A 21,552-nucleotide genomic window follows, 5' to 3' on the forward strand; every position below is an offset into this window, starting at 1 on the left:
GGCGCCCGTGCCGGCCACCGGATGCGACCCTCGTGAAACCTCTGCTGCTCTCGCACTTCACCGCCACCAGCTGCATCGGCCGCGGCCTCGACGCGACTCTCGACGCGCTGCGCCACGCGCGCGGCGCTCTCACGCCGTGCGACTTCGAACGCGCCGAACTCGACACCTGGATCGGCTCGGTGGACGGCGTCGATGCGCAGCCCGTGCGCGCGGATCTCGCCGACTTCGACTGCCGCAACAACCGCCTCGCGCAGCTCGGCCTCGTCCAGGACGGCTTCGACGCGCGCGTCGCGGCAGCCGTGTCGCGCCACGGCGCCGCCCGCGTCGGCGTGTTCATCGGCACGAGCACGTCCGGCATCCTCGAGACCGAACGCGCGTACGAGCAACGCGATCCGGCGAGCGGCGCACTGCCCGCCGGATTCCGCTATGCGCATACCCACAACCCTTATTCGCCGGCCGCATTCGTGCGCGCGTATTTCGGGCTGCGCGGGCCGGCGATGGCGATCTCGTCCGCGTGTTCGTCCGGCGCGAAGGTATTCGGCTCCGCGCGCCGGATGATCGAAGCGGGGCTGATCGATGCGGCCGTCGTCGGTGGCGTCGATTCGCTGTGCCTGACGACGCTGTACGGCTTCAATTCGCTCGAACTGCTGTCGCGCCGGCCGTGCCGGCCGTTCGACGTCGCGCGCGACGGCATCTCGATCGGCGAGGCCGCCGCGTTCGCGCTGCTCGAACGCGTGCCGGACGCACGCACCGCGCTCGATGGCGACGCGATCCTGCTGCTCGGCGTCGGCGAATCGAGCGATGCGCATCACATGTCGTCGCCGCATCCGGACGGGCTCGGCGCGCGCGTCGCGATCGAACAGGCGCTCGCATCGGCCGGCCTCGACGCGAGCGACATCGACTACGTGAACCTGCACGGCACCGCGACGCCCAGCAACGACGCCGCCGAAAGCCGCGCCGTGGGCGCACTGCTCGCGCACACGCCGTGCAGCTCGACGAAGGGGGCGACCGGGCACACGCTCGGCGCCGCCGGCGCGCTCGAAGCGGTCGTCGCCGCGCTCGCGCTGCGCGAGCAGTTCGTGCCGGCCGGCGTCAACACGACGCAACCCGACCCGGCGCTGGCCGCCGACTACGTGCTCGCGAGCCGCGACGCGCCCCTGCGTGCGGTCCTGTCCAATTCATTCGGCTTCGGCGGCACGAATTGCAGCCTGATCCTCGGCCGCGCCGAGCACGCCCGCCGCCGGGAGCCGACATGACACTCACCGCCTTCATCGAAAGCGTCGGCCTCGTCGGGCCGGGGTTGAACGACTGGCCGCACGCGGCCGATGTGCTCGCGGGCCGCACGGCCTATGCGAGCGCGCGCACCGTGCTGCCGCCGCCGGCCGGCCTGCCGCCGGCGGAACGCCGCCGCACCGGCCCCGTGGTGCGCGTCGCGCTCGCGGTCGGCCTCGAAGCGGCAGCCGCGAGCGGTCGCGATCCCGCCACGCTCGCGACCGTGTTCAGCGCGTCCGGCGGCGACGGCCAGAATTGCCATGCGATCTGCGAGACGCTCGCCGGCGACGACCGCCACCTGTCGCCCACGCGCTTTCACAATTCCGTGCACAACGCGCCGGCCGGCTACTGGAGCATCGCCACCCGGGCGATGGCCACGTCGAACGTGCTGTGCGCGCACGACGGCAGCTTTGCCGCCGGCCTGCTCGAAAGCCTGTGCCAGGTCACGGTCGATCGCGTGCCGAGCCTGCTGATCGCCTACGACACCGACTATCCGGAGCCGCTGCGCGCGGTGCGGCCGATCGTCGACGCATTCGGCGTCGCGTTCGTGTTCGCGCCCGACGCAAGCGAACGCACGCTCGCGCGCATCGACGTGCAGCTGACCGACGCGCCGGCGACGACGCTCGCGAACCGCGAACTCGACGCGCTGCGCACCGGCAATCCGGCCGCGCGTGCGCTGCCGCTGCTCGACGCGCTGGCCGCGCGGCGTGCGACGCGCGTCGTGCTCGACTATCTGGAAGGCACGCGCGTGCAGGTCGATATCGCGCTGCCCGATGCGGCCGCGGAGCACGCGCGATGACGGCGCCCGTCTCGACGCCGATGCCCCCGCCGCCGACGACGACGCTCGATCGCGCATGGATCGCCGCGCACATTCCGCACGACGGCGCGATGTGCGTGCTCGATCGCGTCGAAGCATGGGATGCCGAGCGCATTCGCTGCAGCGCGACGAGCCACCGCGATCCGCACAACCCGCTGCGCGCGCGCGGCCGGCTCGCGTCGGTCTGCGGAATCGAATACGCGGCGCAGGCGATGGCCGTGCACGGTGCGCTGCTCGGTGCGCAACAGGAGCACACGGAACATGCGCGGCCGCGCGCCGGTTATCTCGCGAGCGTGCGCAACGTCGACGCGTTCGTCGATCGGCTCGACACGTTCGCGCTGCCGCTGATCGTCGACGCCGAACGTATCGGCGGCGACGACCATTCCGTGCTGTACGGCTTCGCGCTGCGCTGCGACGATCGCATGCTGCTCAGCGGCCGCGCGGTGGTAATGCTCGATGCATCGGCGGCCGGCGCATTCGTTCCGCCGCCGGCCGGCCATGCAAGCCCCCGATGAATTTGCCCAAGGAAACCAGGTCGTGAAAGCACGTCAGTTCATTTGCACCGCAATCGTTCTCGCGCTGATCAGCCCGATCGCGCACGCGGACATGTCGAAAGTGAAGCAGGACATCAAGCGCGATTCGAAGGAAGCCGCGCACAAGACCGGCGAGGCTGCACGCAGCTTCGGCCATGCGACCGCGAGCGCCGCGAAGACGGTCGGCCACGGCATCGCGCATGTGTCGCGCGAGGGCTGGGACGCAACCAAGCGCACGACGAAGCGAATCTTCCACAAGAACGATTCGGGCGAAGGCGCGCAGAAGGGCGATTGAGTGTGAGCGTCCCGCGCAGCGCAGACAGGATGCGCGGGATGCGGCACGACGCTCGAGTGCGCCGCTGCCGCACCGCTTCGTCATCGCACGCCGTTGCGCGTGCGGCGAGCCGGCCTGCGCGCGAGGCACTTGCCGTACGCGACGAACCAGCAATCGCGATGATCAAAATTTCGCAGCAGCCGCGCGCGGCGCCGCTCGAGCCAGTGAAGCGCGATCGCCATCGTCAGCGCGACGGCCAGTGCCGAGCCGCCGATCGCGAGTCCCATCCAGGTTTCACCCATGCCTCCTCCGGAATGCGAGGCCGGTGTGGCGCGCCTGCCGCGACGCGGTGGCCGGAGCGCGGACGCATCCGGCCCGCCGCATGTGCGGCGAACTTGCGTCCGAGATCCATCACCGCGCGCATGCCGCGCCGCTCCGGCGCTGGATACAGCGGGAGCACGGCCCGGACGCACGCGCGAACGCCGCCCGGGCCGCCGCGCGTCACTGCATGTGCTGGCCGCCGTTGATCGCGATGTTGGAGCCCGTCACGAAGCCGGCCTCCTCCGAGCACAGATACGCGACCAGCCCCGCGACTTCCTCGGGCTTGCCGAGCCGGCCCGCCGGAATCTGCGGGAGGATCTTCGTGTCGAGGATGTCCTGCGGGATCGCCGTCACCATCTTCGTCGCGAGATAGCCCGGCGACACGGTGTTCACCGTCACGCCCTTGCGCGCGGTCTCGAGCGCGAGCGATTTCGTGAAGCCGTGCATGCCGGCCTTCGCGGCCGCGTAGTTGGTCTGGCCGACCGAGCCCTTCGAGCCATTGACCGACGCGATGTTGACGATGCGTCCCCAGCCGCGCTCGACCATGCCGTCGCAAACCGGCTTCGTCATGTTGAACACGGAATCGAGGTTGGTGCGGATCACCGCATCCCAGTTGACCTTGTCGAGCTTGCGCAGCGTCATGTCGCGCGTGATGCCCGCGTTGTTCACCAGGATGTCGACCGGGCCGACTTCCCGGACGATTTTCTCGATGCATTGCTGGCACGAATCGTAATCGGCCACATCCACCGGATACGCGTGGAATTCGCGACCGGCCGCGTGCATCTCGGTCAGCCAGCGATCGGCACCGGTATTGTTCGGCGAATACGTGACAACGACCTGGTAGCCAGCGTCGTTCAACCGGATGCTGATCGCTTCGCCAAGACCGCCCATCCCACCCGTCACAACTGCAATTCGCTTAGTCATCCTATTAGTTACCGAGAAGTAAAGTAATCAATGTTGCGCGGCGACGACATGGCACATGCCGCCGCCCCACCGCTTCGATGCGCCCGCGTCGCTGACGCGGCGCGCACCGGAACATCACACCTGTCGCGGGTTGCCCGTTGCGCGCGCAACCTGCTTCGCGCGTGCGCCGCGCAGGCCTGCGCCGCACGCGTGCATGTTCGTCAGGCCTGACTCAACCGCGTTCGACCGCGAGTGCGACACCCATCCCGCCGCCGATGCACAGCGACGCCAGACCGCGCTTCGCATCGCGCTTGACCATCTCGTGCAGCAGCGTCACCAGGATCCGGCAGCCCGACGCGCCGATCGGGTGACCGATCGCGATCGCCCCGCCGTTCACGTTCACCTTCGACGTGTCCCAGCCCATCTGCTTGTGCACCGCCAGCGCCTGCGCCGCGAATGCCTCGTTGATTTCCATCAGATCCAGGTCGCCCGGCGTCCAGCCCGCACGCTCGAGCGCGCGGCGCGAGGCCGGCACCGGGCCCATGCCCATCACGCTCGGATCCACGCCCGCATTCGCGTACGCCTTGATCCGCGCCAGCGGCGTCAGACCCAGCGCCGCCGCCTTCTGCGCCGACATCACCAGCACCGCCGCCGCGCCGTCGTTCAGCCCCGACGCGTTTGCCGCCGTCACCGTGCCTTCCTTCGCGAACGCCGGCTTCAGGCCCGCCAGCGATTCCGCCGTCACGCCGTGACGCACGAACTCGTCGGTCGCGAACTGCAGCGGCTCGCCCTTGCGCTGCGGAATCGACACCGGCACGATCTCGTCGTTGAAGCGGCCGGCCTTCTGCGCGGCTTCCGCCTTGTTCTGCGACAGCGCCGCGAACGCATCCTGCTCTTCGCGCGTGATCCCGTATTCCTTCGCGACGTTCTCCGCCGTGATGCCCATGTGGTACTGGTTGTACACGTCCCACAGGCCGTCGACGATCATCGTGTCGACCAGCTTCGCGTCGCCCATCCGGAACCCGTCCCGCGAGCCCGGCAGCACGTGCGGCGCCGCGCTCATGTTTTCCTGGCCGCCCGCGATCACGATCTCCGCGTCGCCCGCCGCGATCGCGTTCGCCGCCAGCATCACGGCCTTCAGGCCCGAGCCGCACACCTTGTTGATCGTCATGCCCGGCACCGCGCTCGGCAGGCCGGCCTTGATCAGCGACTGACGCGCCGGGTTCTGCCCCGAGCCTGCCGCCAGCACCTGACCCATGATCACTTCGCTCACCTCTTCGGGCTTCACGCCCGCGCGCTCCAGCACCGCGCGAATCACCGTCGCGCCCAGTTCCGGTGCCGCGATCTTCGCGAGCGAGCCGCCGAATTTGCCGACCGCGGTCCGCGCGGCCGATACGATCACTACGTCCGTCATGTTCAATTCCTGCTTTGAAATCAGTGGGTCGATCCGAATCGTGTGCCGGTGCCGGCACGGCACTGCGGCCGGCGACGGCGTGTGAGCGCCGCGCGGCTCGCGATGCGGCTGCACGTTCGCGCGCGCATGCGCGCGGCACATCCGCGTGCTCCGGCCGTGTCCGGGCACGCCGCGGCGAGCGGAAAGCTCGCCGGCCGCCACGCGGCACACGCGGCGGCCGGCGCCTTCCGGCACCGCTCATTCCTTACTCGTGTCGCGCCTGCGCGTGTCGCGCCTGCGCGCGACACGCGCTCACGCAGCGGAGTCGCGCGAAGCCGCTTCCTTGCGTGCGGCGGTGGCCGTCTGCTTGGCACCGCGCGCCGCCGTTTCGCTGACCGCGTCGAAACCGCTTTGCGCGGCCTCGATCGCCTGCCCCGCCGCTGCGCGCACGGTGTCGGCCGCGGCCGTCGCCGCGGACAGCGCCGAGTTCAGCGCGGCAACCACCGGGGCCGAACCGGCCGGCGCGTGCTTCGACAGTTCGCCGAACACGTCCTTCATGCGCTTGTCGTTCTGCTCGTACTGAACCTGCGCGACCTTCGCCCACTCGGCCTGCGTCGACACCGCGATGTCGAACAGATGGCGGCCGTACGCGACCGCCTTGCCGGCCGCTTCCTGCGGAACGGCGACCTGCTGCGCGAAGCCCGCGGCCGGGTTGCTGATATTGAACGCGTTCTTCAGCTTGTCCTCGTACTCCTCGAGCGCCGTCTTGGCCGCCTGTACATTGAGCTCGACGACAGCCTCGAAACCGTTGATGGCCGGACGGGCAAGCGCGAACCATGCGGCGATTCCGGACTGGTAATCGGCGGCGAGTTTTTCGGGGGCAAATACGGACATCGGGTATGCTCCTGTTGGCAATTGCGAGAGACGACACAAGGAAATGGAAGTCAGATCGACAGCCTGCTCCCTTATTTTTCAACCCGCACCCCGGCATTGAATGCGAGAATGAAGAAGGCATTTTAGATGCATTAATTGTCAATTAAATGGCATTAATGCTAGGTGAAAACCCTTACGCCGCGAAATGACCACCTGCCGGCCGGGCCTTGCGCAATGGGGCCGGGCCGCAACGCCTCACGCTTAAACGATTTTCTCAATTTTACAGCAGCATGCACCGACTGCGTCGCAATATTTACCGCGTCATTATTTCCGTTATGGGAAAATAGGTGTGCATGAAAACAGCCCAATCCGCTATGTAATCGTTTTTTCTTTGGGCTGATTCTGAAATCGTTATCGCGATTATTTCCGAAATCGTAATCGGAATTATTAACAACCAATTCAATTATCGGATGAATTGCCGCGATAATGCCGACGGCGTCACCCGACCAGCTCGCGATGCAGCGCGCGAAACTCCTGCGCGAGCTTGTGCGCCGGCTCGAGATGGATCACCGGCGTCGACTGCTGATGCGACTCGCGGATCTTCACCGATGCCGACAGCCGCGACGCGAGCACCGGCAAGCCTTCTTCGATGAGTTCGTCGACCAGCCGCTGCGGGAGGCTCGCACGCGGCTGGAACTGGTTGATGACGATCCCTTCGACCTCGAGCGCCGCGTTGTGGTCCTGCTGGATTTCCTTCACGTTCTCGAGCAGCGTGTAGAGCGCGCGGCGCGAGAAGTCGTCGCAATCGAACGGAATCAGGCAGCGCTCGACCGCGATCAGCGCCGAGCGCGTGTAGAAGTTCAACGCGGGCGGCGTGTCGATGTAGATGGCGTCGTAGGTGTCGAGCTCGTTCAGCGCGTCGCGCAGCTTGTAGATCTTGTAGCGCGACTCGAGCTTGCCGTGCAGCGTGTCGAGGTCCGGATGCGCGGGCATCACGTCGAGCCCGTCGAACGGCGTCGGATGGATGAACGACGCGACGTCGACCGGCCGGAAGTTGAACGTCAGCGCCGTCTCGAAGAATTCGGCGACGCCGGGATGCACGTCGCTCGCGGCGTCGCCGAGCAGATAGCGCGTGGAATTCGCCTGTGCGTCGAGATCGATGACGAGCGTGCGCAAGCCCTCGCTCGCGCTGATCGCCGCCAGGTTGCAGACGATCGTCGATTTGCCCACGCCGCCCTTCTGGTTGAATACGACCCGCCGCATGGTGTCTCCTTCGATCGAAACGTCGAAAGAAGCAGTTTAGCCGGTCAATCGTGGCGACGGGGTGACATAAGTCAGATGCGCGGCACCGCACCAGAAATGAAAACGTTGCCGGCACACGGCGTGCGCTCAATGCACGGGGCCGAAATGTTGCGGTGCCGCATGCGCGGTGTTAAACTAAGGGAAAACCCTTAGTTCAAGCTCGCGAAGGAGCAATCGTGTACCCCGTATTTTCGTTTCTGATGGACATGCTGCCGGGCCGCAGCAAGGCGACGTTCGCGCCCGCGGCCAAAGTGAACCGCGTCACGTTCACGGGCACGGTTGACCGCAGCGACGGCGTGGTCCTGTCGGTCCACGGTAGCGACGCGTTGGTGCGGTGGCCGAAGGGCGGAAAGTCGGTTGAGCGCGTCAGCAATCTGGTCGCGATCACGGAAGCGTAATTCGCTGGTTCTCCGGGCGCGCTTGGCGCCCGTTCGGCGTGCACGCGCGACGCCATCGCATTGATGGCTCCACCGAAGGCGTTGGTCGGTGCCATCGGCACTTCACGAATTGCGTATCGAGTCACGTCAGGCTCCGTTCGACGAACGAAACCCATCCGATTAGGCACGTTCCAGCCGAATCGAAAAACCTGCACACGAAAAAAGACCCGAAGCTCCAGGCCAAATCACTGATTTAGCTCGGAAGTTCGGGCCCATCCGTACAGCGGGAACCAACGTTTCGCTTAGAACGGAATATCGTCGTCCATCTCGTCGAAGCCGCCGCCTGCCGGCGCGCTCGGACGGCTCTGGCCGCCGCCTGCTGCGCCGCCGCGCGGTGCGCCGCCGGCACGACCACCACCGCCGCCACCACCGCGCTCCATCTGCTCGCCGCCGCGACCGCCGCCGCCACCACCACCGTAGCCGCCGCCGTAACCGCCTTCGTCACTGCCGCCACCGCCGCCGCCCGCGCCGCCGCGGCCGCCGAGCATCTGCATCTGGTCGGCGACGATTTCGGTCGAGTAGCGATCCTGGCCGTCCTGGCCCTGCCACTTGCGCGTGCGGATGCGGCCTTCGATATAGACCGACGAGCCCTTCTTCAGGTATTCGCTGACGATTTCGGCGAGACGGCCGAAGAACGCCACGCGGTGCCACTCGGTCATTTCCTTGAAATCGCCGCTCGCCTTGTCCTTGTAGCGATCGGTCGTCGCGAGACGGATGTTCGCAACCGCGTCGCCGCTCGGCAGGTAACGGACTTCAGGATCGGCGCCGAGATTGCCGACGAGGATGACCTTGTTGACGGATGCCATGTGTTTCTCCAGTAAATTCGATGCCGGGCCGCCCGCGACAGACGTCGGAGCGGCCCGCCGGACAAGCCGGCGAGCGCCGCCCGTGCGTGTCCGAAAAGTAGGTTCAGGCCTTGCGCGGCGGCGCTTTCATGCTGGCCGCGATTATAAGCCACGCCGCCACGAGCCCAGAACACGCATAAAAGACGGTGTTCGCGCCGCCGTGCTTCAGCAGCCAGCCGCCCACGATGCCGCCGAGCGCGAGCCCGATCGATTGCGTGGTGTTATAGACGCCCGTGGCCGCGCCCTTGCGCGAACCGGGCGCGAGCTTCGACACGAGCGACGGCTGCGATGCTTCCAGGATGTTGAAGCCCAGGAAGTACACGAACAGGATCGCCGCCACAATGAGAATGGTATGCGGTGCGCTGCCGAGCAACAATTGGCCGATCAGGATAGCGAGGATCCCGCCGAGCAGCACCGGTTTCATCTTGCCCCGTTTTTCCGCGACGATGATCGCCGGGACCATCATCACGAACGCGAGCCCCATCACCGGCAGGTAGACCTTCCAGTGCGCGGCGACCGGCAGCCCGCCGTCGACCAGCAGGCGCGGCACGACGAGGAACAGCGCGGTCTGCGTCGCGTGCAGCACGAGCACGCCGAAGTTCAGGCGCAGCAGCTCGCCGTTGTGCAGGACCTCGGCGAACGGCGCCGGCACGTGCACGGGCTTCGCCGCGTCGGGCACGATCCACACGACGACGCCGATCGCGAGGATCGACAGCACGCCGACGATCGCGAACAGCCCGCTCATCCCGACCCAATGGAACACGATCGGCGCGCCGACGATCGCGACCGCGAACGACACGCCGATCGAGCCGCCGACCATCGCCATCGCCTTCGTGCGGTTCTGCTCGGAGGTCAGGTCGGCGATGAACGCGAGCACCGCGGACGACACGGCGCCCATCCCCTGGATCACGCGGCCGACGATGATCCACGTGATGTCGTGCGCGAACGCGGCGACGAAGCTGCCGAGCGCGAAGATCACGAGGCCCGTGGCGATCACCGGCTTGCGGCCGAACTTGTCGGACGCCCACCCGTAGAAGATGTAGAACAGCGACTGCGTGACGCCGTAGGCCCCGAGCGCGATGCCGACGAGCAGCACGTTGTCGCCGCCCGGGATGGTTTTCGCGTAGACCGAGAACACCGGCATGATCATGAACAGGCCGAGCATGCGCAGCGCGAAGATCGCCGCGAGCGACGTGGTCGCGCGCAGTTCGGGCGCACTCATGCGGGAAGACGTGGCGGACGGATTGGACATCGGGAATGAATTTCGAATGATCGGAATGTCCGCCCGGCGGCGGGCGGCGGAAGATCAGGGCCACCGGCCCGGCAGGCCTGGCTGGCGCTTTCCGGGACGTCCGACGGGCAGCCCGCGGGCCGCCCGAAGCCGTGCGGCGCGGCTGCTTCCCCGGCGTGGGCACCGCCTTGCTGCCAGTTGCTGCAAAGGCTGGGGGCCCCGAACGACGGCCTCGAAAAGCCGTTATAGTAGCAGGTTTGGTTTCCTCCATTTTCGCCAGGTTCATGGAACAGATCCGTATCCGTGGGGCACGCACCCACAACCTGAAAAACGTCAATCTCGACCTGCCGCGGCACAAGCTGATCGTGATTACCGGGTTGTCCGGGTCGGGCAAGTCGTCGCTCGCGTTCGACACCCTTTATGCAGAGGGCCAGCGCCGCTACGTCGAAAGCCTGTCCGCCTACGCCCGCCAGTTCCTGCAGTTGATGGAGAAACCCGATGTCGACCTGATCGAGGGGCTGTCGCCCGCGATCTCGATCGAGCAGAAGGCGACGTCCCACAACCCGCGTTCGACCGTCGGCACGGTCACCGAGATCCACGACTACCTGCGACTTTTGTTCGCACGTGTCGGCACGCCCTACTGCCCCGACCACGACATCCCGCTCGAGGCGCAGAGCGTGTCGCAGATGGTCGACGCGGCGCTGGCGCTGCCGGAGGAAACCAAGCTGATGATCCTCGCGCCCGTCGTCGCGAACCGCAAGGGCGAGCACGCCGAGCTGTTCGAGGACATGCAGGCGCAGGGCTTCGTGCGCTTTCGCGTGCGCTCGGGCGGCGGCACCGCGAACGAAGGCGTCGCGAAGATCTACGAGGTCGAGTCGCTGCCGAAGCTCAAGAAGAACGACAAGCACACGATCGACGTCGTCGTCGACCGCCTGAAGGTGCGCCCGGACATGAAGCAGCGCCTCGCGGAATCGTTCGAGACCGCGCTGCGCCTCGCCGACGGCCGTGCGATCGCGCTCGAGATGGATACCGACCACGAGCACCTGTTCAGCTCGAAGTTCGCGTGCCCGATCTGCTCGTACTCTTTGCAGGAGCTCGAGCCGCGCCTGTTCTCGTTCAACAACCCGATGGGCGCGTGCCCGGAATGCGACGGCCTCGGCCAGATCACGTTCTTCGACCCGAAGCGGGTCGTCGCGCACCCGTCGCTGTCGCTCGCCGCGGGCGCCGTCAAGGGCTGGGATCGCCGCAACCAGTTCTACTTCCAGATGCTGCAGAGCCTCGCGGCGTTCTACGAATTCGACATCGACGCCGCGTTCGAGGATCTGCCGGAAAAGATCCGCAAGGTGCTGCTGTTCGGTTCGGGCAAGCAGACGATCCCGTTCTCGTACATCAACGAGCGCGGCCGCACGACGATCCGCGAGCACGTGTTCGAAGGGATCATCCCGAACCTCGAGCGCCGCTACCGCGAGACCGATTCGGTCGCGGTGCGCGAAGAGCTCTCGAAGTACCAGAACAACCAGCCGTGCCCGTCATGCGAAGGCACGCGGCTGCGCCGCGAGGCACGCCACGTGCGGGTTGGCGCGGGCGACTACGCGCGCGGCATCTATGAAATCAGCGGCTGGCCGCTGCGCGACGCGCTCGGCTATTTCGCCGGCCTGTCGCTCGACGGCGCGAAACGCGAGATCGCCGACAAGGTGATCCAGGAAATCGTCGCGCGCCTGACCTTCCTGAACAACGTCGGCCTCGACTACCTGTCGCTCGAGCGCAGCGCCGAGACGCTGTCCGGCGGCGAGGCGCAGCGCATCCGGCTCGCGTCGCAGATCGGCTCGGGCCTGACCGGCGTGATGTACGTGCTCGACGAGCCTTCGATCGGCCTGCACCAGCGCGACAACGACCGCCTGATCGCGACGCTCAAGCACCTGCGCGACCTCGGCAACTCGGTGATCGTCGTCGAGCACGACGAGGACATGATCCGCACGGCCGACTACGTCGTCGACATGGGCCCCGGCGCGGGCGAGCACGGCGGCGTGGTGGTCGCCGAAGGCACGCCGAAGCAGGTGCAGTCGAACCCGCAGTCGCTCACGGGCCAGTATCTGGTCGGCAAGCGCACGATCGAGTATCCGGACGAGCGGTTCGCGCCCGATCCCGAGCGGATGCTGCGCATCGTCGACGCGCACGGCAACAACCTGAAGCACGTCGACCTCGAGTTGCCGGTCGGCCTGCTGACCTGCATCACCGGCGTGTCGGGCTCCGGCAAGTCGACGCTGATCAACGACACGCTGTATCACGCGGTCGCGCGCCACCTGTACGGCTCGTCGGCCGAGCCGGCGCCGCACGAGGCGATCGAGGGGCTGGAACACTTCGACAAGGTGATCAACGTCGACCAGTCGCCGATCGGCCGCACGCCGCGCTCGAACCCGGCCACCTACACGGGCCTGTTCACGCCGATCCGCGAGCTGTTCTCGGGCGTGCCGACCGCGAAGGAGCGCGGCTACGATCCGGGCCGCTTCTCATTCAACGTGAAGGGCGGTCGCTGCGAGTCGTGCCAGGGCGACGGCGTGCTGAAGGTCGAGATGCACTTCCTGCCGGACGTCTACGTGCCGTGCGACGTGTGCCACGGCAAGCGCTACAACCGCGAAACGCTCGACGTGCATTACAAGGGCAAGAACATCAGCGAAGTGCTCGACATGACCGTCGAGCAGGCGTACGAATTCTTCAGCGCGGTGCCGGTGATCGCCCGCAAGCTGAAGACGCTGCTCGACGTCGGCCTCGGCTACATCCGCCTCGGCCAGTCGGCCACGACGCTGTCGGGCGGCGAGGCGCAGCGCGTGAAGCTGTCGCTGGAGCTGTCGAAGCGCGACACGGGCCGCACGCTGTACATCCTCGACGAGCCGACCACCGGCCTGCACTTCCACGACATCGCGCTGCTGCTCGAGGTGATCCACCGGTTGCGCGACCAGGGCAACACGGTCGTGATCATCGAGCACAATCTCGACGTGATCAAGACGGCCGACTGGGTGATCGACCTTGGCCCCGAAGGCGGTGCCGGCGGCGGCCAGATCATCGCCCAAGGCACGCCCGAGGAAATCGCGAAGACCAAGGCGAGCTTCACCGGCAAGTACCTCGCGCCGCTGCTCAAGCGTTCGCCCCGCAAGGCGGCGGCCGGCTGAGCGCTTCCGTTCCCGCGCGCGGCCGCCCTGGCCGCGCCCCTGCGGGCGCCCGCCCCGTGGCGCCGGCCCCCTCGTTTTCCCTTCTGCGTATACACCACGAGCCAAACTGTCCCGTGACAGACCATAATGGCGGCTATACTTTACGGTCGTAAGGTTCGCTATCCGCACCAATCCGGTGCGACGCCGGGCGAGCACCGTCCTGCCGCCCACCGCGCGGCGCGACACACGAACGACAGGAATCCACGATGGAGAAGCAACAAGAGTCGCGCGACGCGCAGAGCCGCGAGCCCCACCTGCGCAGCGTGCGGCTGACGAGCGACTTCAGCCTGCCGAAGCTGTCCGCGATCGAGATCGGCAGCTATCTGTTCGCCCTCGTCGCGATGGTGCTCGTCATCGAACTCAAGCTGCTGGGCGGGCTGCTGGCCGGCCTGCTGGTCTATCAGCTGATCCACACGATCGCCCCGGTGATCGAACGCCACACGACGAGCATGCGCGCGCGCTGGGTCTCCGTCGTGCTGCTGTCGATCGCGATCGTCGGCGGGCTCACGGGCCTGACGATCGGCATCATCGATCACTTCGAGCACACGGTGCCGAACCTGCAGAGCCTGCTCGGCCAGCTGATGCAGATCGTCGAGCAGACGCGCGCCCGCACGCCGGCCTGGATCGCGAACCTGCTGCCCGTCGACGTCGAGCAGATGAAAGCCAAGGCGGCGCTGCTGATGCACTCGCACATGGATCAGCTCCAGCAAGGCGGCAAGAGCGTCGCGCGCGGCTTCGGCCATGTGCTGTTCGGGATGATCATCGGCGCGATGATCGCGATCGGCGTCGAGCACGGCAAGGTGCGCCGGCCGCTGTCGACCGCGCTCGTCACGCGCGTGTCGCGCTTCGCCGAATCGTTCCGCCGGATCGTGTTCGCGCAGATCAAGATCTCGGCGATCAACGCGGCCTTCACCGGCATCTACCTGCTCGTCGCGCTGCCGATCTTCCACCAGCGGCTGCCGCTGTCCAAAACGCTCGTGCTCGTCACGTTCATCGTCGGGCTGCTGCCGGTGATCGGCAACCTGATCTCGAACACGCTGATCGTCGCGGTGTCGCTGTCGGTCAGCATGGGCACCGCGATCGCGTCGCTCGCGTTCCTCGTCGTGATCCACAAGCTCGAATATTTCCTGAACGCGAAGATCATCGGCGGCCAGATCGAGTCGCGCGCGTGGGAGCTGCTGCTCGCGATGCTGATCATGGAAGCCGCGTTCGGGCTGCCGGGCGTGATCGCCGCGCCGATCTTCTATGCGTACCTGAAGCGCGAGCTGTACATGCTGCGGCTGATCTGACGCGCCGCGCGTCACACGCGATAAACAAAAACGCCGCGCCCCGTCCAGGGCGCGGCGTTGTTACTTGCGGGGCCGGCTGACGGCCGATGGCCGATGGCCGACGCGCACCGCCGATCAGCGGAACACGACGGTCTTCGTCCCGTTCAGCACGATCCGGTGCTCGACGTGCCACTTCACCGCACGCGCAAGCGTCACGCACTCGACGTCGCGCCCGATCGCGGTGAGCTGGTCGGGCGTCATGCTGTGGTCGACGCGCTCGACTTCCTGCTCGATGATCGGGCCTTCGTCGAGGTCGGTCGTCACGTAGTGCGCGGTCGCGCCGATCAGCTTCACGCCGCGGTCGAACGCCTGGTAATACGGCTTCGCGCCCTTGAAGCTCGGCAGGAACGAATGATGGATGTTGATCGCGCGGCCGGCGAGCTGCTGGCACATGTTCGGCGACAGGATCTGCATGTAGCGCGCGAGCACGACGAGATCGGCCTGGTGCTCGTCGATCACTTCCAGCACGCGCGCCTCCTGTGCGGCTTTCGCCGCATCGGACGAGCCGCCCACGAGCGGGAAGTGATGAAACGGGATGTTGTAGCTCGCGGCGAGCTGGTAGAACTCCTTGTGGTTCGACACGATCGCCGGGATCTCGATCGGCAGCTGGCCGGTGCGGTAGCGGAACAGCAGATCATTCAGGCAGTGGCCGATCTTCGACACCATGATCACGACGCGCGGCTTCACGGCCGCGTCGTGCAGCTCCCAGCGCATCGCGAACTGCTCGGCGAGCGGTGCGAATTCCTGGCGCAGCGTGTCGAGCGCCGACGCGGCATCCGCGCCGTCGGCATCCTGCTCGAAGTGCACGCGCATGAAGAACTCGCCGGTGCGGCTGTCGCCGAACTGCGCCGAGTCGAGGATGTTGTTGCTGCGCTCGAACAGAAAGCCCGAGACCGCGTGAACGATGCCGTGCCGGTCGGGGCACGACAGTTTCAAGATAAAGCTGTGATCGGTCGACATGACCGCTACTCCCTTCGTTTCGGTATTCGTCAAATAGGCCGTCCGGCGCGTTACGCGGCCGGCGCGAACAGCGCGTCGATGCCCGCCGCGTCGGCCGCCGCGAGCCAGCGGTGGCGCAGCAGCGTGTCGAGTATCGCGAGGCTCGCATCCATCGTCGCGCGGCCTTCGCGCAACCAGCCGATCACCTCGGGCACGCCGGCCAGCAGGTGCTCGGCCACTTCGCCGTCCTGGTTGTGCGGCGCGAAGTCGCGCGGCAGCGGCAGGTCGTACACGAAGATCAGTTCGGACTGCGTGCCTTCCGGCAGCGAGCACAGCACCTGCACCGCCCGGCCCGCGATCGCGCGCGCCGCCAGTTCGGCCGGCATGCCGGCCTCTTCCCAGCATTCCTTCGTGAGCGTCTCGTGAACGCCCAGGCCCCAGCCGATGCCGCCCGCGACGACGTTGTCGAGCATGCCGGGGTCGGTGGCCTTGGTCGCGCTGCGGCGGCCGAGCCACATCTGCGGCGCGGCGGGCGAACCCGGCTCAGCCGCATATTCTACGATGCCGTTCAGGTGCACCGCATAAGTCTGCGTGCCGAAAAAACGCGACGCGGCGCGCTCGATATACGCGAGCGGCGGATCGTCGAAGCGGTTGCGGATCGCATAGATCTCGTCGCGCCAGCCGGGAATCGCGCCTTCGGCCGCCAGCGCGCCGATCGCGCTCGCGAGCGCCATGCTGCGCGCATCGACCGTGTCATAGCGCGCCGACAGCACGACGCGCTCGTCGGTCAGCTCGAACACGTCGGGCCAGCGCTCGAGCTTCGCGACGTCGCGGCGACGCACCCAGCCGACCTGCTCGCCCGCAATCTCGAAACGCAGGTGCGCGAGCGGATCGAAGCGGCGCGCGGCCGCGATACATGGAAACGTCATCGGGTTCAGTCCTTCAGCGCCACGCGGATGCCGATCGCGATGAAGGTCGCGCCGGCAATGCGGTCGAGCCACACGCCGGCCTTCGGACGGCGCTTCAGCCATGCGCCGATCGCGCCCGCGCCGACGCCGAACAGCGAGAAGATCGCGGCCGTCTGCAGCATGAACAGCGCGCCGAGCTCGAACATCTGCAGCGTCACGCCCTGCGCGCCGTGCGGATCGACGAACTGCGGCAGGAACACGACGAAGAACAGCGTGACCTTCGGGTTCATCAGGTTGCCGATCACGCTCTGCCGGAAAATCGCGCGAAGCGGCTGCGGCGCACGCGCATGCGCATTCGCGAGGCCCTGGCTGCGCAGCGCCTTGATGCCGATCCACACGAGGTACGCGGCGCCCGCCAGCTTCAGCATCTGGAACGCGACCGGCGACGAGCGCAGCACGGCCGCGACGCCGAGCGCCGCGAGCGTCGTATGGAACAGGATTCCGGCCGTGAAGCCGAGCGCCGCGACGAAGCCGGCCGCGCGGCCCTGCGAGATGCCGCGTGCGAGCACCTGCAGGTTGTCGGGACCGGGCGCGAACGTGATCGCAATCGACGTGGCGAGAAACAGCATGAAGTTGGGCATCGTGACCTCGCGGCGTGGGCCGGCGTTCAGTGGCCGGCGAATTCGGTAACGGTATAGACGGGCAGCCCCGCGTTGCGCAGCAGTGTCGAGCCGCCGAGATCGGGCAGGTCGATGATCGCCGCGCCCTCGACGACGACCGCGCCGAGCCGCTGCAGCAGGTTGCGCCCCGCCATCATCGTGCCGCCGGTCGCGATCAGGTCGTCCATGATGATCACGCGGTCGCCGGGGCGGCACGCGTCCTCGTGGATCTCGACCGTCGCGCTGCCGTATTCGAGGTCGTAGGATTCCGAGCGCGTCTTGTACGGCAGCTTGCCGACCTTGCGGATCGGCACGAAGCCGACGCTCAGCTCATACGCGACGATCGGCGCGATGATGAAGCCGCGCGCGTCGAGCCCCGCGACGTAGTCGAGCTTCGCATCGACATAGCGTTCGACGAACAGGTCGACGAGGATGCGCAGCGCCTTCGGGCTCTGCAGCAGCGTCGTGATGTCGCGGAACTGCACGCCCGGCTGCGGCCAGTCGGGCACGGTGCGGATCTGGCTGTGGATGAAGGCGACCGGATCGAGCGGTGCGCCCGGCGACGAATGCGGCATGAAACTCTCCGAAAAAAACGGTGCGCGAAGATCGGGCACCGTTTCGAATCAATACGGGTCAGGTCAACGAAGCGCGACTCAGGCGACCGCGGCCGGCGGCTCGCGCCGATGGCGCGACAGCCGCTCTTCCGCGAGCGCGAGCGCCTCGGGCAGCCCGCGCAGCACGACGATGTCGCTCGCGCGCAGCTTGGTCAGCGGGTCGGGTTCGACACCGCGGATCCCGTGCCGGCGGATCGCCGTGACTTCCAGCCCGAGCGCATACAGCCCGAGCTCCTCCAGCGAGCGCCCGACCGCGTCCGCGCGCGCGTCGACCGGCACCGATTGTAGCCGCACCTGCTCGTGGTCGTCGTCGTCCGCGTCGTCGGCGCCGTGGAAATAGCCGCGCAGCAGCTGGTAACGCGCGTCGCGCATCTCCTCGACGCGCCGCACGACCTTGCGCATCGGCACGCCGACCAGCACCAGCGTGTGCGACGCGAGCATCAGGCTGCCCTCGACGATTTCCGGAATCACCTCGGTTGCGCCGGCCGCGAGCAGCTTCTCGAGATCGGCGTCGTCGACCGTGCGCACGATCGCCGGCAGCGTCGGCTCCAGCTCGTGCACGTGGTGCAGCACGCGCAGTGCGGACGGCGTGTTCGCGTACGTGATCGCGACGGCCGCCGCGCGATGGATACCGGCCGCGAGCAGCGACTCGCGACGCGCCGCGTCGCCGAACACGACCGATTCGCCGGCCGTCGCGGCCGCGCTCACGCGATCGGGATCGAGGTCCAGCGCGACGTACGAAATCCCTTCCTGCTCGAGCATGCGCGCCAGGTTCTGGCCCGCGCGGCCGTAGCCGCAGATGATCACGTGGCCGCGCTGCTTGAGGCTTTGCGTCGCGATCCGCGTCATCTGCAGCGACTGCTGCATCCATTCCGTCGACGACAGCCGCATCACGATCCGGTCGGCGTTCTGGATCAGGAACGGCGCGGCGAGCATCGAAAGCAGCATCGACGCGAGGATCGCCTGCAGCAGCGTCGAATCGACGAGATGCCGGTCGAGGATCAGGTTCAGCAGCACGAAGCCGAATTCGCCGGCCTGCGCGAGCCCGATGCCGGTGCGCATCGCGACGCCCGGCGTCGCGCCGAACAGGCGCGCGAGCCCCGCGATCATCGTCCCCTTGAACAGGATCTGCCCGACGAAGAAGCCGAGCACGAGCAACGGGTGCTCCCAGATCACGCGCGCATCGAGCAGCATCCCGGTCGTCACGAAGAACAGCCCGAGCAGCACGTCGCGAAACGGCTTGATGTCCTCTTCCACCTGATGACGGAACGGCGTCTCGGAGATCAGCATCCCCGCGATGAACGCGCCGAGCGCGAGCGACAGCCCGAAGCGGTCGGTGATGAACGCGGCGCCGAGCGTGATGAGCAGCAGGTTCAGCACGAACAGTTCCTGCGAGCGGCGCCGCGCGACCACGTTGAGCCAGCGCGTCATGAAGCGCTGGCCGATGACGAGCAGCAGCGCGAGCGCGATCACGATCTTGACCGCCGCGAAGCCGAGCGTGATCGCGAGATCCTTCGACGACTCCGCGCCGAATGCGGCGATCACGATCAGCAGCGGCACCACCGCGAGATCCTGGAACAGCAGCACGCCGAAGATGTTGCGGCCGTGCTCGGTCTCGATCTCGAGCCGCTCGGCGAGCATCTTCGATACGATGGCCGTGGACGACATCGCGAGCGCGCCGCCGAGCGCGACGCTGCCCTGCCACGTGATGTGCACCCAGCGCTCGAACAGCGCCCCGAGCGCGACCGCGAGCACGAGCGTCACGACCACCTGCAGCAGCCCGAGCCCGAACACGAGCCGCTGCATCGCCCTCAGCTTCGCGAGCGAGAATTCGAGGCCGATCGAGAACATCAGGAATACCACGCCGAATTCCGCGAGGTGCTCGGCCCGCTCGAGGTCCGCGGCAATGCCGAATGAGTGCGGGCCAACCAGGATGCCGACGGTCAGGTAGCCGAGCATCGGCGGCAGGTTCAACGAACGAAAGACGACGACGCCCACCACCGAGGCCAGCAGCAGCAGCAGGGTCATTTCGAGCGGGGAAATCACAGGCAAAGCGACCTCGTTCGTCGGGGCCACGGCAATGCGGGCGCGGGTGGTGGCGGGGGGCAAGCGACCTCGGACGAGTCCGAAGGCGCGGCGCGGCGAACAAACGCCTTTGCTATACTCCGCGCATGATAGCGAAAATCAATGATGACCGGGCGCTCGCGCTCGCCCGCGACGTGCTCGACATCGAGGCGGACGCCGTGCGCGCGCTGCGCGACCAGCTCGACGGCGACTTCGTGCAGGCCGTCGCGCTGCTGCTCGGCTGCCGCGGCCGCGTCGTGGTATCCGGCATCGGCAAATCGGGGCATATCGCCCGCAAGATCGCGGCGACGCTGGCGAGCACCGGCACGCCGGCCTTCTTCGTCCACCCTGCCGAGGCCAGCCATGGCGACCTCGGGATGGTCACGTCGGACGACGTCTTCATCGGCATCTCCTATTCGGGCGAATCGGAAGAGCTCGTCGCGATCCTGCCGCTCGTCAAGCGGATCGGCGCGAAGCTGATCGCGATCACGGGCCGTGCGGAATCGAGCCTCGGCACGCTCGCCGACGTGAACCTGAACGCCGCGGTGTCGAAGGAAGCGTGCCCGCTGAACCTCGCGCCCACCGCGAGCACGACCGCCGCGCTCGCGCTCGGCGACGCGCTCGCCGTCGCGGTGCTCGACGCGCGCGGCTTCGGCTCCGAGGATTTCGCGCGCTCGCATCCGGGCGGTGCGCTCGGCCGGCGCCTGCTCACCCATGTGCGCGACGTGATGCGCTCGGGCGACGACGTGCCGCGCGTCGGGCTCGACGCCACGCTGTCGGACGCGCTGTTCCAGATCACCGCGAAACGGCTGGGCATGACGGCCGTGGTCGGCCCCGACGGCCGCGTGGCCGGCATCTTCACCGACGGCGACCTGCGCCGCGTGCTCGCGCGCGAAGGCGATTTCCGCACGCTGCCGATCGTCGACGTGATGACGCGCGAACCGCGTACGATCGGCCCCGACCATCTCGCGGTCGAGGCCGTGGAACTGATGGAGCGCCACCGGATCAACCAGATGCTGGTGGTCGATGCCGACGGCGCGCTGATCGGCGCGCTGAACATGCACGACCTGTTTTCGAAGAAGGTGATCTGATGAGCGCAGCGCTGACTGCGGCCGAACGCGCGAGCCGCGTGAAGCTGATGATTTTCGACGTCGACGGCGTGCTGACCGACGGCGGCCTGCTGTTTACCGCGTCCGGCGACGCGATGAAGTCGTTCAATTCGCTCGACGGCCATGGCGTGAAGCTGCTCGGCGAGGCCGGCATCGCGACCGCGATCATCACCGGCCGCAACTCCGAGATCGTCGCGGCGCGCGCGAAGGAGATGAAGATCGCGCACCTGTTCCAGGGTGTCGAGAACAAGCTCGCCGTGTTCGCCGAGCTGACCGCGTCGCTCGACATCGGCGCCGACGCATGCGGCTACATGGGCGACGACTGGCCCGACCTGCCGGTGCTGCTGCGCTGCGGCTTCGCGGCCGCGCCGGCCAACGCGCACCCCGAGGTGATCGCCCGCGCGCACTGGGTGGCCGAGGCCCGCGGCGGCCACGGCGCGGTGCGTGAAGTGTGCGACGCGATCCTGCGCGCGCAGCGCCGCTACGACGCGCTGCTCGCGGCTGCCTGCGGAGCCTGACGG

Annotated in this window: 21 protein-coding genes; 9 read left to right on the forward strand and 12 right to left on the reverse strand. The window is 67.5% G+C overall.

The genetic code is table 11. The features are described 5' to 3' along the window. Positions 1-32 precede the first annotated feature (32 nt). Genes SB771_RS06715 through SB771_RS06730 form a run of 4 tightly spaced genes read left to right on the forward strand, consistent with a single transcriptional unit; the run spans position 33 to position 2,917 of the window. The gene (locus SB771_RS06715; protein WP_175660424.1) at positions 33-1,256 is read left to right on the forward strand and encodes a beta-ketoacyl-[acyl-carrier-protein] synthase family protein; all 1,224 of its coding nucleotides are present in this window, start codon (positions 33-35) and stop codon (positions 1,254-1,256) included. Then, the gene (locus tag SB771_RS06720) at positions 1,253-2,071 is read left to right on the forward strand and encodes a beta-ketoacyl synthase chain length factor (RefSeq protein WP_175660425.1); all 819 of its coding nucleotides are present in this window, start codon (positions 1,253-1,255) and stop codon (positions 2,069-2,071) included. Before SB771_RS06715 ends, SB771_RS06720 begins: the two co-directional genes overlap by 4 nt. Beyond that, positions 2,068-2,604, forward strand: coding sequence for a hotdog family protein (locus SB771_RS06725; protein ID WP_175660426.1), 537 nt, complete (start codon positions 2,068-2,070; stop codon positions 2,602-2,604). Before SB771_RS06720 ends, SB771_RS06725 begins: the two co-directional genes overlap by 4 nt. Continuing rightward, positions 2,588-2,917, forward strand: coding sequence for a hypothetical protein (locus SB771_RS06730; protein ID WP_175660427.1), 330 nt, complete (start codon positions 2,588-2,590; stop codon positions 2,915-2,917). The genes SB771_RS06725 and SB771_RS06730 overlap by 17 nt, the downstream gene beginning before the upstream one ends. 80 nt (positions 2,918-2,997) lie before the next feature. Here the strand turns inward: SB771_RS06730 and SB771_RS06735 are convergent, their stop codons facing one another. The 5 genes from SB771_RS06735 to SB771_RS06755 all read right to left on the reverse strand — a co-directional run bounded on the left by SB771_RS06735 (position 2,998) and on the right by SB771_RS06755 (position 7,649). Next, a complete protein-coding gene (locus SB771_RS06735) occupies positions 2,998-3,198 on the reverse strand; it encodes a hypothetical protein (protein WP_175656281.1) in 201 nt (66 codons plus the stop codon). A 199-nt stretch (positions 3,199-3,397) separates the two neighbouring features. Next, positions 3,398-4,141, reverse strand: a complete 744-nt coding sequence (phbB, locus tag SB771_RS06740) for an acetoacetyl-CoA reductase (RefSeq protein WP_175660428.1) — start codon at positions 4,139-4,141, stop codon at positions 3,398-3,400. Positions 4,142-4,352: 211 nt separating this feature from the next. Further along, entirely contained in the window at positions 4,353-5,534 is a 1,182-nt protein-coding gene (locus SB771_RS06745; RefSeq protein WP_410721769.1) for an acetyl-CoA C-acetyltransferase, read from the reverse strand. Positions 5,535-5,825: 291 nt separating this feature from the next. Then, positions 5,826-6,407: a TIGR01841 family phasin gene (gene phaP, locus SB771_RS06750; RefSeq protein ID WP_011657939.1), complete on the reverse strand. Its 582-nt coding sequence runs from the start codon at positions 6,405-6,407 to the stop codon at positions 5,826-5,828. A 477-nt stretch (positions 6,408-6,884) separates the two neighbouring features. Beyond that, positions 6,885-7,649: a ParA family protein gene (locus tag SB771_RS06755; protein WP_011657940.1), complete on the reverse strand. Its 765-nt coding sequence runs from the start codon at positions 7,647-7,649 to the stop codon at positions 6,885-6,887. A gap of 215 nt (positions 7,650-7,864) precedes the next feature. Between SB771_RS06755 and SB771_RS06760 the strand changes: the two genes are divergently transcribed. Further along, positions 7,865-8,086, forward strand: coding sequence for a hypothetical protein (locus tag SB771_RS06760; RefSeq protein ID WP_011657941.1), 222 nt, complete (start codon positions 7,865-7,867; stop codon positions 8,084-8,086). 281 nt (positions 8,087-8,367) lie between these two features. On the opposite strand, the gene SB771_RS06765 is transcribed toward SB771_RS06760, so the two are convergent. Together SB771_RS06765 and SB771_RS06770 are read right to left on the reverse strand one after the other, a co-directional pair. Next, positions 8,368-8,931 carry a single-stranded DNA-binding protein gene (locus SB771_RS06765; protein ID WP_011657951.1) on the reverse strand — a complete coding sequence of 188 codons (564 nt, stop codon included), beginning with the start codon at positions 8,929-8,931 and terminating at the stop codon, positions 8,368-8,370. A gap of 103 nt (positions 8,932-9,034) precedes the next feature. Next, entirely contained in the window at positions 9,035-10,222 is a 1,188-nt protein-coding gene (locus SB771_RS06770) for an MFS transporter (protein ID WP_034176676.1), read from the reverse strand. Positions 10,223-10,485: 263 nt separating this feature from the next. Here SB771_RS06770 and uvrA point away from each other — a divergent pair, with 263 nt between their 5' ends. Next, the gene (gene uvrA / locus SB771_RS06775; protein WP_012364727.1) at positions 10,486-13,371 is read left to right on the forward strand and encodes an excinuclease ABC subunit UvrA; all 2,886 of its coding nucleotides are present in this window, start codon (positions 10,486-10,488) and stop codon (positions 13,369-13,371) included. Between the two features lie 245 nt (positions 13,372-13,616). Further along, complete coding sequence (locus SB771_RS06780) at positions 13,617-14,699, forward strand: AI-2E family transporter (protein ID WP_011657954.1); 1,083 nt, start codon at positions 13,617-13,619, stop codon at positions 14,697-14,699. Positions 14,700-14,813: 114 nt separating this feature from the next. On the opposite strand, the gene purU is transcribed toward SB771_RS06780, so the two are convergent. The 5 genes from purU to SB771_RS06805 form a co-directional block, all read right to left on the reverse strand. Further along, positions 14,814-15,698, reverse strand: coding sequence for a formyltetrahydrofolate deformylase (gene purU / locus SB771_RS06785; RefSeq protein WP_011657955.1), 885 nt, complete (start codon positions 15,696-15,698; stop codon positions 14,814-14,816). A gap of 50 nt (positions 15,699-15,748) precedes the next feature. Then, positions 15,749-16,606, reverse strand: a complete 858-nt coding sequence (locus SB771_RS06790; RefSeq protein WP_175662519.1) for an NUDIX hydrolase — start codon at positions 16,604-16,606, stop codon at positions 15,749-15,751. 5 nt (positions 16,607-16,611) lie between these two features. Next, a complete protein-coding gene (locus SB771_RS06795) occupies positions 16,612-17,226 on the reverse strand; it encodes a LysE family translocator (protein ID WP_012364729.1) in 615 nt (204 codons plus the stop codon). 26 nt (positions 17,227-17,252) lie between these two features. Then, positions 17,253-17,819 (reverse strand): adenine phosphoribosyltransferase, encoded by a 567-nt coding sequence (locus SB771_RS06800; RefSeq protein ID WP_011657958.1) that lies wholly within the window; start codon positions 17,817-17,819, stop codon positions 17,253-17,255. A gap of 78 nt (positions 17,820-17,897) precedes the next feature. Next, the gene (locus SB771_RS06805) at positions 17,898-19,904 is read right to left on the reverse strand and encodes a monovalent cation:proton antiporter family protein (protein WP_175662521.1); all 2,007 of its coding nucleotides are present in this window, start codon (positions 19,902-19,904) and stop codon (positions 17,898-17,900) included. A 125-nt stretch (positions 19,905-20,029) separates the two neighbouring features. Between SB771_RS06805 and kdsD the strand changes: the two genes are divergently transcribed. After that, positions 20,030-21,013: an arabinose 5-phosphate isomerase KdsD gene (kdsD, locus tag SB771_RS06810; RefSeq protein ID WP_126228526.1), complete on the forward strand. Its 984-nt coding sequence runs from the start codon at positions 20,030-20,032 to the stop codon at positions 21,011-21,013. Beyond that, on the forward strand, positions 21,013-21,549 hold the full coding sequence (locus SB771_RS06815) for a KdsC family phosphatase (RefSeq protein ID WP_105833002.1): 537 nt from the start codon (positions 21,013-21,015) through the stop codon (positions 21,547-21,549). The genes kdsD and SB771_RS06815 overlap by 1 nt, the downstream gene beginning before the upstream one ends. Positions 21,550-21,552 lie beyond the last annotated feature (3 nt).

The organism is Burkholderia sp. SIMBA_051, from assembly GCF_046534915.1.
In the GTDB taxonomy this organism is placed as follows: Bacteria; Pseudomonadota; Gammaproteobacteria; order Burkholderiales; family Burkholderiaceae; genus Burkholderia; species Burkholderia ambifaria.

Bases quoted from the DNA above. Each gene is read 5' to 3' on its own strand.
- SB771_RS06730 (WP_175660427.1), top strand. From the start codon at position 2,588: ATGCAAGCCCCCGATGAATTTGCCCAAGGAAACCAGGTCGTGAAAGCA.
- SB771_RS06795 (WP_012364729.1), bottom strand. From the start codon at position 17,226: ATGCCCAACTTCATGCTGTTTCTCGCCACGTCGATTGCGATCACGTTC.
- SB771_RS06755 (WP_011657940.1), bottom strand. From the start codon at position 7,649: ATGCGGCGGGTCGTATTCAACCAGAAGGGCGGCGTGGGCAAATCGACG.
- SB771_RS06745 (WP_410721769.1), bottom strand. From the start codon at position 5,534: ATGACGGACGTAGTGATCGTATCGGCCGCGCGGACCGCGGTCGGCAAA.
- SB771_RS06735 (WP_175656281.1), bottom strand. From the start codon at position 3,198: ATGGGTGAAACCTGGATGGGACTCGCGATCGGCGGCTCGGCACTGGCC.
- SB771_RS06765 (WP_011657951.1), bottom strand. From the start codon at position 8,931: ATGGCATCCGTCAACAAGGTCATCCTCGTCGGCAATCTCGGCGCCGAT.
- uvrA (WP_012364727.1), top strand. From the start codon at position 10,486: ATGGAACAGATCCGTATCCGTGGGGCACGCACCCACAACCTGAAAAAC.
- SB771_RS06790 (WP_175662519.1), bottom strand. From the start codon at position 16,606: ATGACGTTTCCATGTATCGCGGCCGCGCGCCGCTTCGATCCGCTCGCG.
- SB771_RS06725 (WP_175660426.1), top strand. From the start codon at position 2,068: ATGACGGCGCCCGTCTCGACGCCGATGCCCCCGCCGCCGACGACGACG.
- SB771_RS06780 (WP_011657954.1), top strand. From the start codon at position 13,617: ATGGAGAAGCAACAAGAGTCGCGCGACGCGCAGAGCCGCGAGCCCCAC.
- SB771_RS06815 (WP_105833002.1), top strand. From the start codon at position 21,013: ATGAGCGCAGCGCTGACTGCGGCCGAACGCGCGAGCCGCGTGAAGCTG.
- SB771_RS06770 (WP_034176676.1), bottom strand. From the start codon at position 10,222: ATGTCCAATCCGTCCGCCACGTCTTCCCGCATGAGTGCGCCCGAACTG.
- phaP (WP_011657939.1), bottom strand. From the start codon at position 6,407: ATGTCCGTATTTGCCCCCGAAAAACTCGCCGCCGATTACCAGTCCGGA.
- SB771_RS06720 (WP_175660425.1), top strand. From the start codon at position 1,253: ATGACACTCACCGCCTTCATCGAAAGCGTCGGCCTCGTCGGGCCGGGG.
- SB771_RS06800 (WP_011657958.1), bottom strand. From the start codon at position 17,819: ATGCCGCATTCGTCGCCGGGCGCACCGCTCGATCCGGTCGCCTTCATC.
- phbB (WP_175660428.1), bottom strand. From the start codon at position 4,141: ATGACTAAGCGAATTGCAGTTGTGACGGGTGGGATGGGCGGTCTTGGC.
- kdsD (WP_126228526.1), top strand. From the start codon at position 20,030: ATGATAGCGAAAATCAATGATGACCGGGCGCTCGCGCTCGCCCGCGAC.
- purU (WP_011657955.1), bottom strand. From the start codon at position 15,698: ATGTCGACCGATCACAGCTTTATCTTGAAACTGTCGTGCCCCGACCGG.